The sequence below is a fragment of the Flavobacterium sp. NPDC079362 genome, from assembly GCF_050267765.1.
Taxonomy (GTDB): Bacteria; Bacteroidota; Bacteroidia; order Flavobacteriales; family Flavobacteriaceae; genus Flavobacterium; species Flavobacterium azizsancarii.
In genome coordinates, this window is the sequence record NZ_JBNNFM010000002.1 from 123,182 (window position 1) to 139,082 (window position 15,901).

General features: G+C 32.1%; 17 protein-coding genes. 1 reads left to right on the top strand and 16 read right to left on the bottom strand.

The window, feature by feature from the left end; translation table 11 throughout:
• Positions 1 to 67 precede the first annotated feature (67 nt).
• The 5 genes from ACQKCJ_RS02740 to ACQKCJ_RS02760 form a co-directional block, all read right to left on the bottom strand.
• On the bottom strand, positions 68 to 595 hold the full coding sequence (locus tag ACQKCJ_RS02740; RefSeq protein ID WP_271334838.1) for a hypothetical protein: 528 nt from the start codon (positions 593 to 595) through the stop codon (positions 68 to 70).
• A 36-nt stretch (positions 596 to 631) separates the two neighbouring features.
• Positions 632 to 1,429 carry a hypothetical protein gene (locus ACQKCJ_RS02745; RefSeq protein WP_427401297.1) on the bottom strand — a complete coding sequence of 266 codons (798 nt, stop codon included), beginning with the start codon at positions 1,427 to 1,429 and terminating at the stop codon, positions 632 to 634.
• Between the two features lie 124 nt (positions 1,430 to 1,553).
• Positions 1,554 to 2,129 carry a hypothetical protein gene (locus ACQKCJ_RS02750; RefSeq protein ID WP_427401298.1) on the bottom strand — a complete coding sequence of 192 codons (576 nt, stop codon included), beginning with the start codon at positions 2,127 to 2,129 and terminating at the stop codon, positions 1,554 to 1,556.
• A gap of 197 nt (positions 2,130 to 2,326) precedes the next feature.
• Positions 2,327 to 3,892: a serine hydrolase gene (locus tag ACQKCJ_RS02755; RefSeq protein WP_427401299.1), complete on the bottom strand. Its 1,566-nt coding sequence runs from the start codon at positions 3,890 to 3,892 to the stop codon at positions 2,327 to 2,329.
• 302 nt (positions 3,893 to 4,194) lie between these two features.
• Positions 4,195 to 5,271: a calcium:proton antiporter gene (locus ACQKCJ_RS02760; protein WP_427401300.1), complete on the bottom strand. Its 1,077-nt coding sequence runs from the start codon at positions 5,269 to 5,271 to the stop codon at positions 4,195 to 4,197.
• Between the two features lie 392 nt (positions 5,272 to 5,663).
• Between ACQKCJ_RS02760 and ACQKCJ_RS02765 the strand changes: the two genes are divergently transcribed.
• On the top strand, positions 5,664 to 6,734 hold the full coding sequence (locus ACQKCJ_RS02765) for a serine hydrolase domain-containing protein (RefSeq protein ID WP_427401301.1): 1,071 nt from the start codon (positions 5,664 to 5,666) through the stop codon (positions 6,732 to 6,734).
• 230 nt (positions 6,735 to 6,964) lie between these two features.
• Here ACQKCJ_RS02765 and ACQKCJ_RS02770 read toward each other — a convergent pair whose 3' ends face one another.
• From ACQKCJ_RS02770 to ACQKCJ_RS02820, 11 genes are all read right to left on the bottom strand, one after another.
• Positions 6,965 to 7,105, bottom strand: a complete 141-nt coding sequence (locus ACQKCJ_RS02770; RefSeq protein ID WP_427401302.1) for a hypothetical protein — start codon at positions 7,103 to 7,105, stop codon at positions 6,965 to 6,967.
• 47 nt (positions 7,106 to 7,152) lie between these two features.
• Positions 7,153 to 7,950 (bottom strand): hypothetical protein, encoded by a 798-nt coding sequence (locus tag ACQKCJ_RS02775; protein ID WP_427401303.1) that lies wholly within the window; start codon positions 7,948 to 7,950, stop codon positions 7,153 to 7,155.
• A gap of 88 nt (positions 7,951 to 8,038) precedes the next feature.
• Positions 8,039 to 8,542 carry an endonuclease V gene (locus ACQKCJ_RS02780; RefSeq protein ID WP_271334887.1) on the bottom strand — a complete coding sequence of 168 codons (504 nt, stop codon included), beginning with the start codon at positions 8,540 to 8,542 and terminating at the stop codon, positions 8,039 to 8,041.
• A 244-nt stretch (positions 8,543 to 8,786) separates the two neighbouring features.
• Positions 8,787 to 9,365 carry a YdeI/OmpD-associated family protein gene (locus ACQKCJ_RS02785; protein ID WP_427401304.1) on the bottom strand — a complete coding sequence of 193 codons (579 nt, stop codon included), beginning with the start codon at positions 9,363 to 9,365 and terminating at the stop codon, positions 8,787 to 8,789.
• A gap of 18 nt (positions 9,366 to 9,383) precedes the next feature.
• On the bottom strand, positions 9,384 to 9,950 hold the full coding sequence (locus ACQKCJ_RS02790) for a DUF4256 domain-containing protein (RefSeq protein ID WP_427401305.1): 567 nt from the start codon (positions 9,948 to 9,950) through the stop codon (positions 9,384 to 9,386).
• A 40-nt stretch (positions 9,951 to 9,990) separates the two neighbouring features.
• On the bottom strand, positions 9,991 to 11,046 hold the full coding sequence (locus ACQKCJ_RS02795) for a linear amide C-N hydrolase (protein ID WP_427401306.1): 1,056 nt from the start codon (positions 11,044 to 11,046) through the stop codon (positions 9,991 to 9,993).
• Between the two features lie 182 nt (positions 11,047 to 11,228).
• Positions 11,229 to 12,821 carry a ribosomal protection-like ABC-F family protein gene (gene abc-f / locus ACQKCJ_RS02800; RefSeq protein WP_427401307.1) on the bottom strand — a complete coding sequence of 531 codons (1,593 nt, stop codon included), beginning with the start codon at positions 12,819 to 12,821 and terminating at the stop codon, positions 11,229 to 11,231.
• Positions 12,822 to 13,021: 200 nt separating this feature from the next.
• Positions 13,022 to 13,390: a hypothetical protein gene (locus ACQKCJ_RS02805; RefSeq protein ID WP_271334851.1), complete on the bottom strand. Its 369-nt coding sequence runs from the start codon at positions 13,388 to 13,390 to the stop codon at positions 13,022 to 13,024.
• Between the two features lie 183 nt (positions 13,391 to 13,573).
• A complete protein-coding gene (locus ACQKCJ_RS02810; RefSeq protein WP_271334852.1) occupies positions 13,574 to 14,506 on the bottom strand; it encodes a transglutaminase in 933 nt (310 codons plus the stop codon).
• A gap of 18 nt (positions 14,507 to 14,524) precedes the next feature.
• Positions 14,525 to 15,376, bottom strand: a complete 852-nt coding sequence (locus ACQKCJ_RS02815; RefSeq protein ID WP_271334853.1) for a substrate-binding domain-containing protein — start codon at positions 15,374 to 15,376, stop codon at positions 14,525 to 14,527.
• A gap of 51 nt (positions 15,377 to 15,427) precedes the next feature.
• Positions 15,428 to 15,901, bottom strand: a complete 474-nt coding sequence (locus tag ACQKCJ_RS02820; protein WP_271334854.1) for a DUF4265 domain-containing protein — start codon at positions 15,899 to 15,901, stop codon at positions 15,428 to 15,430.

The window sequence follows — 15,901 nt, forward strand, 5'->3', positions numbered from 1 at the left end:
GATTTTTAAAGATCACAAAAAAGGCTCCTTAATTTCTTAAGGAGCCTTTTATTTTCTGGGTAAAGTTTTATTTTAAAGCTACAATGTTTTTAATTGAAATTCCTGCAAAACAATCATCCATGCAACCGTTTTCTACATATCCGCATTTAGAAATTAAACCGTTGTTTTCTGATTCAAAATAAGTGTTTGCATTTTTCCTTTTAACCAGCCATTGTGTTTTAGCTTTTTCGTAAATTTCATCTAACGTTAAAGGACTTGCAGCAGCTGAAAGTTCATGACTATTTATTTCTTTCTCATTTTCTGTCCATGATAATTTATTTTCAGGAATATTTTCCGTTTTACCGGTGTATTTAAAATCTCGTTGAATTATTTTTCCGCTTGATATTGTTAGTGTTGTTTCCCAACCATATGCGGTAAATACAGATCCTCCGTACACAACATATTTATACGAATTATTTGAGGATTCTTTAAAATCAAGCCAGGCTTTTTGACTCTTTTCAAAATCATTCTGATGATCCATATTGTCATCGGATGAGCAGGAAAATAATAAAATGCCGACGAATAGGAGTGTTATAAAATAAATTTTGTTTTTCATAATTGTTGTGTTTTATGGTTTATTGGATAGTTTTTATTATTTCAGATAGCTTTGAATTTCATCAGGATCATTATCACTCGCTATCAAATGCAAGATAATGGGTGTTTTTCCTTTTTTATATAATAAAGCATTTGGAGTATAATTGTTTATTTTACTTTTTGTATCAATTAGTATTGTCTTATTATTTTCGATTTTAAATTCTAAATATCTCTTTTCATTATAAGAAGACTTTACACCTTTTTTCTTAAAAAACTCCCTCAATTCGTTTGAGTAATATGCCCAATCGTCCATTGCTGTAAAATAGGATTCAGCTTCAACAGAATTTTCATCATTAAAATGTTTAATTTCGGGATTAAATAGAATTAACTGAGTTGATTCTACAGTCCTGACATCTTGCGAATTTTTATTTTTTGGACTTGTAAAAGAAACTACTTGCTGCTTATTTGTTATTTCGTTTCCTTTCAAAATTAGCCAATCGGATTTAATTCTTCCAAAGTCTTCAAAAAAATTAAGACTGTCCTTTTCTTCCATTAAATAATTGTCATAATCTTTGTATTTGCCATCCTCACGTGCAACTTTCAGCAATTCCTCTACAAAGTTACCATCTGTATCAAATCTGGCCTGAGATCTCCTTTCTCCATTTTTCATGTATAAAACAGAACCGCCATTGGCAACAAATAAATGATTTATATTTTTTTTCTCACTATTGGCGCTTTCCTTTGCTAAATTAATTTTAGAAGTCGCAGATATTGTAGTTTTTTCTTTCTGATGCTCATTTTCCCTGCAGGATATTAGCAATAAAATATAAAAAATTGGAAGAATTATTTTTCTCATTGTTTTTTTTGATTTTTGATTCTGGAAATATTTACATAATCAGTTTCCTGTCATTACTAAACGAATATCATTAAATTATTACTGATTTCAATTTCACCAGAGAAACAAAAGAAGATACTATATTTTATTTTGAACCAACTTTTAGCAGTTCAGAATAAATTTCATCCAAAAAATCCTGTTGTCTTTTATTGTTCTTAAAATAGCGTTGATAAAGCACACTACAGTCGTCAACATCAGAAATGTTTTCGGTATTAAAAGACCAATCTCCAATATTCTTGACTGTAATTCCTAAATCATTACTGCAACTTTGCCATAGCTGCGAAAATTTAGTTTTTTTATCGGCACTTAATTTTTCAAAATCCGCATAAACTGTAAATCCACGCATTTCTGAATTAAAAAATTTGTTGATCGAAGTTACAGGAACACCGCCCCAAATTATGGGTTGGCCAGTGGGAAACTCTATAGTAATTAGTTTTTCCTCGCTTAACATTTTATCTTGTTTTCCTTCTTTGAAGAATTGCTCTTCGTAAACTAGTTTTGTTCCCTTTGGGACCATTATCTTTTTTACTTCCAATGGTTCTGCAGTAATAAAATAAGGGTAATTTGGCGAAGAATTTCCGCCTGTAGGATTCATGTTTCCTACGCATCCTGTTAATAGGAGCAGGCCTAATATAGAGAAATAAGATTTGAAAAATTTCATAAGTGTCGAATTTTTTAAAGAGCCCGATTTGCTAATATACATAAACATTTTTATACAACTAATTAACGCTGAAGATTTATGACTCAGTTTGATTATAAAAACTTCTTTTAATTTTATTAAAATAGTTTTAGGAAAAGATTCATATAATCACAAAAAATGCCATTATTTCTAATAGCATTTTTTATGATTATAACTTTTTATTTTTGAACTCTTTTTAAATCTAAATCCTGAAAGTCAAAACTAAAATCAATATTTGGCGAAATACCTTTCATTTTGATAGTTTGAGCTTTTCCAGTTTCATCCAGTGAAAACATGGCAAAAGCATCACAATTCATGGCTTGATATTCCCATTTTATAGCAAATGTATTGGCATTATAAAAAGCCATTGGCCCGTTTAGTTTAGGTGATCGATATGATTTGAACCACAATTGTTTGTCTTTTTCAAACACTTCTATTTCTCCAAACCAATTGTCTGCATAAACTCCTATAAAATCTTCATTTTTTACTTTTTGTTTTTTAGATAATTGCACTTTTTCCCAAACTTTTTTAGTTACATCATCACTGGTGTTTTTACCTTCTTTCATCCATTCGACTACTTTATTTGTCCAGCCAAAATCTTCCAACCCTAAATAACTATCAGAAATCGTGTTTGTAACTGCTGTAAAAAGTCCGGCTCCGCCACTTTCAGTATTGGTTAAAATTACAATACCTAAGTTTAAATCCGGGTACATGGTTACAATCGACAGCATTCCGGGCAAACCTCCGGTATGTGATATTTTCAAACTTCCTTTCTCGTCTGATATTCCCCAACCTAACCCATAACCGCTAAAGTGAGAATTGTATCTTGGATCCGGGTTAGCACCTAAAACGGTATGTATGCGCCACATCTCTTTGTGATTTTTTTCAGAAAACAACGTTGTTTTTAAATCTGGACCATACTGACCTTTATTCAAAGATACGATCATCCATTTTGACATATCTGCTACATTAGAAAATATTCCACCTGCTGCGCTATTCATTTGCACATTAAAAGCATCAATTGTTTTTATCGTTCCTGAATCTGATGAATGTGGTGTTGCATAATTGCTTTTATCAGTAATCAAACTAGCACCAGCAAAACTATTTTTCATTTGCAACGGATCAATAATTCGTTTTTGTACAAATGCCTCATAACTCATACCGCTTACCCGTGCAATTACTTCACCTGCCACTACATACAGTAAATTGTCATAATCAAATTTAGTTCGAAATGGAGAAACCGGTTTAAAATACTGAAAGCTGGTTACAATATCCTTAACAGTATAGTTCGATCCATCAGGAAAAAACATTAGATCGCCAACACCTAATCCTAATCCGCTTCTGTGCGTTAATAAATCCTGGATATTAAAATTTTCAGTTACATAATCGTTATACATCTTGAATTCAGGAATATAACCTCTTACTTTATCTGTCCATTTCAATTTACCTTCATCCTCTAAAATGGAGAGCGCAGCAGCTGTGAATGCTTTACTATTTGACGCAATCTGAAAATTGGTGTTTTCGTTTACAGGTGTATTAGTCGCTATAGAAGTAACACCATATCCTTTTTGGTGAATTACTTTTCCATCTTTAACAATAGCAATTGACGCGCCCGCTACTTTAAACTTTTTCAAAGCATCCTTCATCAATGAATCAATTTTTGGAGATGTTAACTGAGCCAGCATTGTTGTAGAGGCTAAACAAATAAAGAGTAGGGAGGCTAAACGAATAGTTCCTTTTTTCATAGTGATGATAATTTTAAGGTTATGGTGTTTTAGTTAATTTTTTTGTCAAAAACGGCTGTATTACTCCTAAATTATAAGTAATTTATTTTGTAAATTAACATTATATGGTGCGAATATAAGAATATCTTTATTCAAAAGAAATCAATTCATTTTTAATTAAAGAGAGATTTATTAACTTTTTTTTTCTAAAATATTTACATTTTTTGTCCGTAATAATTCATGAAAATTATTTGTGAACGCATAAAAAAAGCTCCATTATTTCTAATGGAGCTTTGTGTTTATTTTTTATATCAGTTTTACTATCACGGATAGATCATAAGGAATACAAATGCAAATAAATTGACTAAAAGTACGACTCCATAAACAATATTTGATTTTCCTTTACTTAATGACAGCATTACGGTAAATACAGATAATGCAAGCAGCACGATAGATTTAATGTCAAGTCCCAAAATAATAGGCATATCCATCATAATACAAACTACTGCAACACTAGGAATAGTTAACCCAATACTCGCCAATGCTGAACCTAAAGCTAAATTGATACTGGTTTGAAGCCTGTTTTTTCTTGCAGCTATAATAGCAGCGATAGCTTCAGGCAATAAAATTATGGCTGCAATTACAACCCCAACCAAAGTTTTTGGCAAATGATAGCTAACAATGATACTTTCTATAGTAGGAGAGAGGGTTTTAGCCAATAATACTACAATTCCCAAACTTATAATTAGAAAAATCAAGCTGGTATAAAAAGTCTTATTATTGATGGGTATTGGCTCAACTACGTCTTCATTTTCATCATCTCCAACAGTAAGAAAATATTGTCTGTACCTGCTGGTTTGTGCAAATAGAAAAGAGCCATAAATAACAAGACAGGCAATTGAAGCAAAAACAAGTTGCGGCAACGAATAATAAGATCCCTTAACGCTTTCGGTAAAAGTAGGGAAGACCAGTGTAAATACTATGATCGAAACTAATGATACCAAACCAATGGTAACAGAAGAAACGGAAAAATTTTGTTCGTAATGTTTCAAACCTCCAATTAAAAGACACAATCCAATAATACCATTTAAAATAAGCATTGTAGCGGCATATACAGTATCTCTTGCCAATGAAGCTGCCTCAGAGCCTTCTGACAGCATTAAGGATACAATAATCGAAACTTCAATAACAGTTATCGATATGGCCAGAATAATGGTTCCGTAAGGTTCTCCAACTCGTTCTGCTATTATTTCTGAATGGTGCACTGCTGACATAACACTAAGAATAAGCAATATACTTGCAACAACCTGAAAGAAACTGCTGTTATCTACTAATCCGCTAAAAAAAAGAATCCAGGCAAGTGCTGGAATAATAATGGTCCACTGAAGTAATTGTTTCATATATAAATATTTTTGCCGTTAGTTTTTATAATAAAAACCGGCATTTTTAATTTTCCGTAATATAGGCATTTTTACCAGAAATAGCAAGTAAACAGGGGCATGTTTAACGATATACTAACAGATTAATGCTTAAAAACAGCTAATTTCATTCTTTTTTTCAAAATGTTCTGAATGCACAATTCAAAAACTCGTCTGCAATAAAACACAAAAGACTTCGTTATTTCTAATATTATTTTTATGACTAAATTCTAAGCATTAAATAATTCTTATGATCACTGCCAATAAGATCAATACCTAAAAAAACAAGTGAGATAATATTATCTTTAGCATCTGATACTTTCTTGTTTTTTAAAATTTGTCATCTTTTTTTAAGTAAAGACCAACATATAACCATGAAAAAAAAATACTTTTTTTATATACTCTTCTTTATAAATGCTTTTACTGTATCAGCGCAAACTGACTCTAAAAATTATGATTCTCTTTTGCGTGAAATGGCAGACTCTATTGTCAGTAATCACTATTCCGGAGTGCATAGTGTGCTTATTTCAAGAGACAAACAATTGGTATACGAACAATACTTTAATGGCTATAAGCGAGATTCACTTCATGATTCGCGATCTTCTTTTAAATCGATTACAAGTTTACTGGTAGGAATAGCGATTGATAAAGGATTTATAAAGAATGTAAACCAGAAAGTTTATGAATTTTTTCCTGAATATCCAGCTCTGAAAACAGATGAATTAAAAAAATATCTGACCATAAAAAATCTACTTGAAATGAAATCAGGTTTTGATTGCGAAGAGTTTAACGATACGAAAGATTGCGAAGAAGAAATGAGTTCAAGCAAAAACTGGGTAGAATATTCACTCAATCTCCCAATGAAAGATAAGCCTGGCGAAGTATGGTCCTATACATCAGTAGATCCGGTAATCCTGAGCGGAGTAATACGCAAAGCGACAAATATGTCTATTATGGATTTTGCAAAAAAATATCTATTTGATCCGCTGGGAATCTCAGCTTATAAATGGACAATAGATCCAAGCGGAAATGGTATGACGGGAGGATCCTTCTATATCAGGCCAGTAGACATGCTTAAAATAGGACAACTTGTAAAGGATAAAGGCGTTTGGGAACGTAAACAAATCATTTCAAAAAAATGGATTGCACAATCTACTCTTTGTGATATTGCAATTCCTGATTTTTCATTTATGAAATCCAGCAGAACTAAAATTGGATTTCCACAACCTGCTTTTTATGGTTTTTATTGGTATCGAGAGACTATAAAGACAAAGGATCTGGAGCAAAATTTGCTTTTTGCATCCGGCAATGGCGGGCAATATATTTTTATAATAGAAAGTTTGAATTTAACTGTTGTTTTTACTCAGGGTAATTACGGATCTTTCAAAGCCAAACAAGCGTTCGAAATTATGGCAAAGTATATTTTACCGGACTTTAAAAATTGAGACGTTTGTAGTTTTCAATACATCAGGGAGAACTTTTTATACCAGAAGCTATAAGGTTTTATCCGGTTAGTCTGTTATAGCTATTCTAAACAGGCTCATTATCTGAGCTCCTAGTAAGTTTTACCAACCTCACTATTTGATAAACGGCATGATTCTTTAAGGATAAGGAACGTGCTATTTCCGGAATAGCCTGCATATGCGCCTCGCATAAATACCCAAATTCCAGTTCTTTAATTATCGTAACGTGTTCTGATGTTGTACATCTCAGCATTTGTATGAAACAATTCAACGTATACTAAATACAAACCTTCAGAATAATCTAAAGGGGAAGCAATATTTTTCAGTAATTGTTCATAATCATTATTTTCCATCTTGTTTGAATGTTTATTATGTTACTAAATTAACTTCCAAAATGCTACTATTTAATGGTTTTATTTCTTTGAAGAACAAATTCAAAATCAGCTATTTGTGTTTTAAAAGTTTCATTTTCAAATTCATAAATGGGCATTTTGTAAATGAGCTTGTTAGATTCAAAATTATAATGATAGAAGAAACCATCTTTAATCTCAACATTTGATTCGTAGACATCGATTAAAAACACATTTCTTGTGTTATAATCCATCACTTTTGTCGAACATATAAATTTATACATTCCAGAATGAAACTTCTCAATTTTCAATTCTATTTTTGATCCCAAAGGCGTCCAATCGGTCATATTATAATTGATTCGCAACGCCCCCGATTCTTTTATCGAAGTCCAGTTTCCTTCTAATTCTTCTGGATTCACGATACTTAGCTCATAAAAAGTTCCACATTTCAAACCATTTAAAATTGTATTATAAATGTCCGTTTCGTTTATTCTGTTATCTAGCTGTTTGTAAATAATTTTTCCAATTTTCTTTAAATCGCCGTTTAAAAATAACTTTGATTTTAAAACATTATTTTCATCCTTTGGGATCGATCTAAACCTATTGGAATAAATCGATTCGAAAATTTTTATAAGAGATTCTTTATTTTCGTCATTTAGAACAATATTTAAGTCTAATTTTTTAAAACTGGCAAATTCTATATTTTGATTAAATTTGTTTAATAAAATATTGTATTCTTTTGGTAATAAGACTTCAAGATCACTGTTGTTTAGCAAATCAAACAGAACTACAAAAACAAAATTCGTATCATCAGTAAATGTCTGATCAAATATTTTTAAACTATTCATTAATATTTATTTGCGAGATTAATTTGGCGTCATACTACCAGCAATATTTTGCGTGTATTTTATTTTTAGAGTAATCAAGATTTAGTATTTACAATTCCTTCGTCAGTCTATCCATTTCCTTAAGCAAAGTTGGCATTCTAAATTCTCCTGCCATACTTTCTACTTTCTCAAATGCATCATCCAGATCAATACCAATAGCAGTTACAAACAATGGTTTTTTGCTGTCGCCTCTCAATAAAATTCTTTTATTTTTTTCGATAGATGCAAAATTGGTTTTTGCAACGCCAATAATTGGAATTTCTTTATTGAGTTTCTCATATAAATAACCTCCTAAACCATATTTCATTTCATCATCCAGATAAACAAATCCGTCGACGATAATGAAATCAATATCTTTTAAATCAAACTGATTCAGCAAACTAATAATGCAAGGCAATTCTCTTCTGTAAAATTCTCCGGGAATATATTCCTCAACATTCCCGATAATTTCGGTATGAACTTTAAAGTTTTCACTTTGATTCCATTCTGTAAATTCAAGGCAAACCGTTTTTGCTTTTCCATCAAAGTAATACGTGTCAAAGGCTAGTATCATTATTTATTTTTAAAATTGTTTAATTTATGTGATGTAATTTGATTTATTCTTTGTCTGTAATATAATTTGCCAAATAAAGATCACTAGTATTGAAAGTTCCGGTTTTAGCTTCTTGTTCCGTGGTATTCAGTAGTGTATTTTTGATTTAGTTTTCCCGAAAGTGAATATAAACCTATTTCTACAACAGTATAAATTCTTTTTTGATAACGTACTTTCTTTTATCCTCTTTTATTCTTTATAAACATCAATCATTCAGCCCTTTTCCTTCCAAAATTTGATCTATAACTTTCTCTATTCTTGATTCTCTGGTTTTAGATTGTTTTGGAGACGAAAAATGAAGTAAATAAGCTCTTTGTCTACCAGGAGATAAAGCTTTGAATGCAGTATGTAATTTTGGATTTTCGTCCAGTTTCTTTTGAAATTCTTCTGTAATCTTAAATTCTTCCGTTTTCTTTAATACTACTTTAAGACCAGCTTTTTCAATTTCTACAGCTTCGTAAATGTAGTTTTTTAAGATTTTTTTCTGATCAACAATTTCATTGAGGTCCGTAAATCTTATTTGTCGTGCACCCTGAACATTTTTAGATTGCTGAATCAGGATTCCATCCGTATCACTAAGTAAAGCTCCTTTAAAAAACAAAAGTGCACAATAGTCTTTAAAAGCGTGTATTAAAACAATATTACTATTTTGAAAAGTATAGCAGGGAACTCCCCATTTTAGCTCTTCGGTTAGTTGGCAATCCAATACAATTTGCCTTAATTCCGCTTGTTCTTTTTGCCATTTTTGGGCTTTATCAAAATAAAAATCAACCTTAGCATTCATAATCTTATTTGTTCCGGATTAAACTCTTAGCGCCCCACGAAAACCTCTTGCTGCATAATACGATTCAGCTCCGTTATGATATACAAAAACAGTATCATAACGAAAATCACAAAATAAAGCACCACCTAGTTTTCTGATATCAGATGGTGTTTCAATCCAGCTTGATGTTTTACTATCAAATTTACCTAATTTCTGAAACTCCTTATATTGTTGCTCATTCAAAATTTCAATTCCCATTTCGGCAGCCCTATTAAGAGCGCTGTCTGCAGGTTTGTTTTCTTTTCTTTTTTCTAGTGCTTCATGATCATAACACAAACTTCTGCGCCCTTTAGGACTTTCTGCTGAACAATCACAAAAAATATATTCATCTGTTTTCTTGTCATAGCCTGTTACGTCCGGTTCTCCTTCAGTTCTTTCCATTTCATTCAGAGACCATATATTATCAGGACTTGTCATTATTTTTGCTCGTACTTTATTCCATTCAATACCTTTATGACGTTGCCTATTTTTTTCAAAGCGAACTTCTAAAACACGAAGTAATTCTTCTTGTTGCTCAGGTAACAACTTGGTTTTATGGTTATTCATGATTTTTTATAATTTTAGGACATGGCAAACGTAACAAAATTTAATCTAATCCTGCAAATTGAAAAGGCGTCGTTACTTTAAAATTCATCGAAGATTCTCCGGAATAATTCTCATTATTTGCCAAACTAAGCTTTCTTATTTTACCTTTTTCACTAAAATCAAGTTTACCAAATTCAACCCAAACCACGTTAGGATTTACAACATTATCAAAATAATAAATTAGATTTTTTTGATCAGCTACAGTTCGCCAGCGTGTAGAGGAAATATTAGGTTCGGCTACAGACGAAATACCTAATGGTACGGAACAATTTCTAATAACGCCAAAAACACTGGCAATTGCTGTTCTTATATTGTCTGTTTTAGGAATTGCATCAATATAATAAGACGCTCTTACAAAACGATCAGCAGCTCTGTTAGTTCCCGGCAGCATAATAGTTCCCGGAATCCCTTTCCAGTAACTATTTATTGACAATTGCTCATCAAAAGTAGGAGAGTTGGTCATGGCAACAAATTTTCTGTCATGATGAATAACTAATTTACCATTGATATATTCAAAAATAGCATTATCGCCAGTATTATCCGAAACAGATAAATGTACCGTGGCAAAAATAGCTGTACCCGGAATATGAGAAGAAACCACTAAAAAATCATTTTTCTCTAATGCATTTACAACTTCAGCAACTGTTGCAAAATTATCAAGTACATATTGCAGCCAAAGCGAAACTGCCAATCCTTTTTGATTTCCATTCTTTTCGAATTTAGGATAATTAGATTCCGCCAGCCATAAAAGATTACCAACCAAACCTTTCTCATTCATTCCGTCAGAAGAAGCGATATCCCAGGAACTGGTAATAACACTTCCGAATTTAGATTTCCATTTTACCGAATTATTCCCAGCTTCTCCATTTCGGTCAATTCCTCTTGGAAAAACCCATAAATTAGCAGGTATTTCGGTTTTCCAGTCCATAGATCGGGCAGTTATGATTGTTCCGTCCAAACCTTCATAAACAACTCGTGTACATGCAATTGCTTTTTCGCTAAAAATAGCAATGCTAAGAAAAGCGGAAAGGGTCAAAATTTTGATTTTTGTTTTCATAGGATATATATTTAGTTTATGGTATTTGAAGTATCCTTAACTACGGTATAAATTCTAAAATCTTGTTCCTGCGCTATGTATCACTTTCCATTTTAACAAGGTGTTACTAATATAGTAATAATATCAATAGTAAACTGATTCCCCTTTAGTACTACAGCTACATTTTACCTTCATTTTATACTTTATTCCAACAAGATATTTTTCTTAATATTAATTTGCTCCAGAAAAGACTCATCGTGCGAAACTACAATTAATGTTCCCTGATATTCATTAATCGCTGCTGTTAAAATCTCAACATTCTGAAGATCCAGGTTGTTCGTTGGTTCGTCTACTATAATCATATCCGGAGATTGATTATTTATTGTTAAACAGCAAAGCATTAAACGCATTTTTTCTCCGCCGCTTAAAGCATTGCAAGGTTTATCCCAGTATTCCTTATGGAATAAAAACCGATTGAGTCTCATTTTTATTTCATGCTCTTCAAGACCAGAAATATTAAATACCTGAGCTTGTTCATAAACGTTAAGAGCATTGCTTATCAACGAATAATCCTGATCGATATAAACAACAGATTGATTTTCTGCAATATAAACAGTCCCGTTTTTTGGCTTTGTTTTGCCGAGTATTATTTTGATTAAAGTTGTTTTTCCGGATCCATTTGAACCCTGAATAGCGATTCTTTCTCCGCTAATTATTTCGATATTTAAATCTTTTTTCCAGAGAAACTGATCTTCGTAAGTATGGTTAATCGCATTTGCCGTAAAGAGTATTTTTCCTTTATGCAAAGCCGAATGATCAAAACCAAATTTCATCTGATCAATATCCGGCAATGACGAGCGCAACTCACGTAATTCTTTCGAAATGCCATCTACTTTCTCTATGTGAACACTTTTGAGTTTAGACGAACTGTTTTCAGCATTGTTACGCAGCGTATTCATCATAATACGGGCAACACCGGACTTTTCCTGTTTCTTTTTTCCCCGTGCATCTAACTTTTGCTGTCTTTCAACCGTTTCACGTTCTTTCTCTTTCGCTTTTCGCAAGGCCTTTTCCTTACTCTGCAGATCTTGGTTTAATGCATTGTTTTCGAGCTGTTTTTGTTCAGCATAAAAATCATAATTGCCACCATACGTTGTGATACCACGTTTACTCATTTCGCAAACTGTATTTAAAAGATGGAGCAATTTTCGGTCATGACTCACCACAATTAAACTGCAATTGGCTGTAACAATAAAGTTGTAAAGCAATTCTCTTGCCGCTTTGTCCAGGTGATTACTGGGTTCGTCTAATAAAACAAGCTCAGGTTCATGAATCGAAATTCCAGCCAGAAAAACCTTTGTCTTTTGGCCTCCGCTTAAGGTTTCAATTTTTTGTGTTAAATCCAAACCGTTTAATTGCCAATATTTCAGTGCGTTATTACAACGTTCCTCAATCGTCCAGTCCTCGTTGAGCACAGTAAGATTTTCTTCTGTAACATTCCCTTTCAGTATTGCTGCAAGGGCATTGAGCTTATGATTGACGCATAATGCTTCGCCAATGGTAAAATGATTGTATTGCCCAAAAATCTGAGGAATGTAATAAGGTTCAGAACTAGCTCTTAGCTCTCCGTTTGAAGGCGGTAATTCTCCTGCAATAATTTTTAGCAACGTAGATTTTCCAACGCCGTTATGACCAATTAGTGCGATTTTTTCGTGATTGTTTACTGTAAAACTAATGTTATCAAACAATAGATCACTGTTCTCGTGTTTATATGAAATGTTTTGTAGAATAAGCATAATTTCTTTCTCTAAAGATGAATAAATAGCGCAACCACAATTGTAGTTTACCCTTTAAATTGCCTGAAAGAAATTATTTTTCACATAAATTATTGCTTTTATTTAAGACTGCAAATATACGATTGTGTTTTAACTTATAAAAAAAGCCACACTGTATTTTAGTACATTGTGGTTTAATGTGGTTGATAGGCTACTGTATGCTATATTTTTTTGAGCGTAATTTTCATTTCTTTACTGTCTAATATCAGCTGATCATCTGTAATAGTGCTTTCACAAGGATATGGAGTACCTGTTTCATCTTTTATCACTAAGCTTTTTCCTCCTTTTGTCAATGCAAAAGTGCCATTATTTATTTCATTTTGTAAATATCCTGTAACATGTCCATCCTCTGTAAAAGTCAGCGTTCCGTTAGTCAGAATCACATTTTTTAAAGAATCAGAAAGAGGTGTTTTAGGTTCAACGGCCGTAATTTTCCAGGAGTTTACCAGTTTATTTCGACCTTTGTGACATGAAACCATTACTACTGCTAATAGTGCAATTGCGAAGATAAATAAGTTAGATTTTCTCATGATTTTGTGATTAAAGTTAGACATTAGAAAATTACAAAAATATTTTTGATTAAAAATCTAAATATCAAACATTTACAATAATAATTTCACAAAACAATGATCGCAACCAGCAAAATAGCATTTTTCAGGTATAAAACAAAACCCTCAGATCCTTAGTAACTTAGATTCTTATCCGCTAAAAAACTATTTTAAAGTCAAAGCACCCAAAATCTCTTCGTACATAAATGGTCCTCCCGGATATTTGGCAGTATAATCCAGATTCATCCAAACCTGACCACGCTCATCAATATGATAATGAATCTTTTTGCCATAACTTTCTTTTACAAAAAGCACATTTTTAATCAAATAATTGACCTTTTCCAGATCAATTAGAGAACCTATTAAAATCTCAGGATAAATGTGTCCTTTAGTATGAATTAATCTTGGTGTTCCGCCAATAGATCGAATTGCGGCTGCCATTAAAATAGAATGATCATCGCAATCGCCTGAAAAATATTCTAAAGATTCGCTCGCTGTAGCAATATAATCGCCTTCTTTAGGATCATTGACATAATTCCAGCGACTGTTAATCTCTTTAAAGACTGCAAAACACTGAATAATGGTTCTGTAATCTGAATATCCTTTTATTCCTTTAAAATGCTTTGACGTAGCCATAATGGCAAAATTGCGAACCTTTGGATTCTGATATTCGATCGCATTAATAATTTTGGACTTATTAGGAAACGGAAGCAATTTTGCAACAATGATATCTTGCGGAAAGGGATTATCAGACATCGTATAAATCATAGAATTATAATCTTCTGAAATTTCACTAAAACCATAATTACCAATTACAGTTCCATACACAAGAACCAATAAATAAACCGCAATACACAAAATAATAATGGTTCGCAGGTACATCAAGAGAAAGAAAATAGCTGTAAAAACAAAAATGAAGATAAATACACGGTCTAAATTAAAAGCCCATTCTAAATCTATCAGATTTTGATGCAGTATGATAAAAATCGGAATCGTAATTAAAAGACTCAAAAGCATGATAATAATCCTATCCCAGGGTGATTTCACCTGTAATTTAGATTTTAATTGCGGAAAGTCAATTTTAGGAAAATTTATCATAAGATTCAAAAGCAGTTATCACAGCGCTTTTACAGTTTCAACAAAAGTACTTTTTTTATCAATAATTCCGAGATCAAATAACTGATTTTGAATTTTAATAAATGCTTTTTCACTCAAATTCTTTTGAGACCATTGTGTAAGTTTCAGCCATTCCTGAATATCTTCAATTTTTTGATTGAAAAGTTCTGATAATGTTTTGTCTATATTGGGAATCTGGGTAAAATCGCGTGTTGTTTTGTTTATTATTTCTAATATTTTTTCAACAATTTTCGGGTTCTTTTTCAGGAATTCATCACGAACAGTAATTACAAATGACGGCCATGGAGTAGGGCAGTCGCCAACTCGTCTAAAAATACCCTGATCAACAAGCGGTTTAGTCATAAAACGTTCCCACATAAAATAATCAGCAGTACCTTTTGTCAGGGCTTCTACAGCTCCATCGATTGTATTTATGATTTCAAATTGCAGATCATCCGTTTTCCAGCCATTTTCATGTGCATTTACATAAGCCATTAATTGCGATCCTGAACCTATTCTCGAAATCGCTACTTTTTTATCCTTAAGATCTGCTACAGTATGAAAATTGGATCCTGCAGCAACGTGAATTCCCCAAATTAAAGGAGACTGAACATAAATCTGAACAATTTTACTTGGATTACCGGCAACAATATCTTTTACAATACCTTCAGTTAAAATTACAGCAATATCAGCTTCACCATCACGAAGCATCTGACACATTTTGCCAGTACCTTCAGGAATGTTTTTCCATTGCAAATCAATGTTTTCAGCTTCAAATTCGCCATTTTCGATGCATAAATGCCATGGCAAATTGAAGTGTTCCGGAACACCTACAATTTTTACAGTTTTCATTAGTTTAAGTTTAAGTTAAGTTTGGATGCGTATGCTAAGTTTTTTGTTTGTTTAGTTTTTTAATAAATCAGTTCTGTGTTTATCAGAAAGACAAGGTTCTTCAATTTCTATTATTGAATTGGATTCGTATTCAGCCAATACACTTTTTACAATCGAATAGTCGGTATTTTTAACCACTTCAACAGCAAAAAAAGTATCATTGAGGCTTTCGGAGATACAATTGATTGTTTTTAATTTTTCTATAATTATTTCCTTGTCAAATTCTTTTTCTAATAGTAATATCTGAAGAATTGAATTCCCAGAGCTCTCTATTGTTTCTTTATGCATGAAGAACTTTTCATTTTCATCATATTCTGCACGAAAAATATCGTCTGTGGCAATCAAAGGTCCAAAAAACGGAATATTATCTAATTTGAAATATCCTTTCTCCAAATCCACAATTTCTGCCCACATTGTTTCCGAAACAATCTCTTCTAAGTATGTACTATAATATTTAAATAATATTTTTTTATGTGTTTCCTGCAT

Bases quoted from the DNA above. Each gene is read 5' to 3' on its own strand.
- ACQKCJ_RS02810 (WP_271334852.1), bottom strand. From the start codon at position 14,506: ATGATAAATTTTCCTAAAATTGACTTTCCGCAATTAAAATCTAAATTA.
- ACQKCJ_RS02790 (WP_427401305.1), bottom strand. From the start codon at position 9,950: ATGAATAACCATAAAACCAAGTTGTTACCTGAGCAACAAGAAGAATTA.
- ACQKCJ_RS02815 (WP_271334853.1), bottom strand. From the start codon at position 15,376: ATGAAAACTGTAAAAATTGTAGGTGTTCCGGAACACTTCAATTTGCCA.
- ACQKCJ_RS02755 (WP_427401299.1), bottom strand. From the start codon at position 3,892: ATGAAAAAAGGAACTATTCGTTTAGCCTCCCTACTCTTTATTTGTTTA.
- abc-f (WP_427401307.1), bottom strand. From the start codon at position 12,821: ATGCTTATTCTACAAAACATTTCATATAAACACGAGAACAGTGATCTA.
- ACQKCJ_RS02745 (WP_427401297.1), bottom strand. From the start codon at position 1,429: ATGAGAAAAATAATTCTTCCAATTTTTTATATTTTATTGCTAATATCC.
- ACQKCJ_RS02765 (WP_427401301.1), top strand. From the start codon at position 5,664: ATGAAAAAAAAATACTTTTTTTATATACTCTTCTTTATAAATGCTTTT.
- ACQKCJ_RS02740 (WP_271334838.1), bottom strand. From the start codon at position 595: ATGAAAAACAAAATTTATTTTATAACACTCCTATTCGTCGGCATTTTA.
- ACQKCJ_RS02770 (WP_427401302.1), bottom strand. From the start codon at position 7,105: ATGGAAAATAATGATTATGAACAATTACTGAAAAATATTGCTTCCCCT.
- ACQKCJ_RS02760 (WP_427401300.1), bottom strand. From the start codon at position 5,271: ATGAAACAATTACTTCAGTGGACCATTATTATTCCAGCACTTGCCTGG.
- ACQKCJ_RS02780 (WP_271334887.1), bottom strand. From the start codon at position 8,542: ATGATACTAGCCTTTGACACGTATTACTTTGATGGAAAAGCAAAAACG.
- ACQKCJ_RS02805 (WP_271334851.1), bottom strand. From the start codon at position 13,390: ATGAGAAAATCTAACTTATTTATCTTCGCAATTGCACTATTAGCAGTA.
- ACQKCJ_RS02785 (WP_427401304.1), bottom strand. From the start codon at position 9,365: ATGAATGCTAAGGTTGATTTTTATTTTGATAAAGCCCAAAAATGGCAA.
- ACQKCJ_RS02795 (WP_427401306.1), bottom strand. From the start codon at position 11,046: ATGAAAACAAAAATCAAAATTTTGACCCTTTCCGCTTTTCTTAGCATT.
- ACQKCJ_RS02750 (WP_427401298.1), bottom strand. From the start codon at position 2,129: ATGAAATTTTTCAAATCTTATTTCTCTATATTAGGCCTGCTCCTATTA.
- ACQKCJ_RS02775 (WP_427401303.1), bottom strand. From the start codon at position 7,950: ATGAATAGTTTAAAAATATTTGATCAGACATTTACTGATGATACGAAT.
- ACQKCJ_RS02820 (WP_271334854.1), bottom strand. From the start codon at position 15,901: ATGCAGGAAACACATAAAAAAATATTATTTAAATATTATAGTACATAC.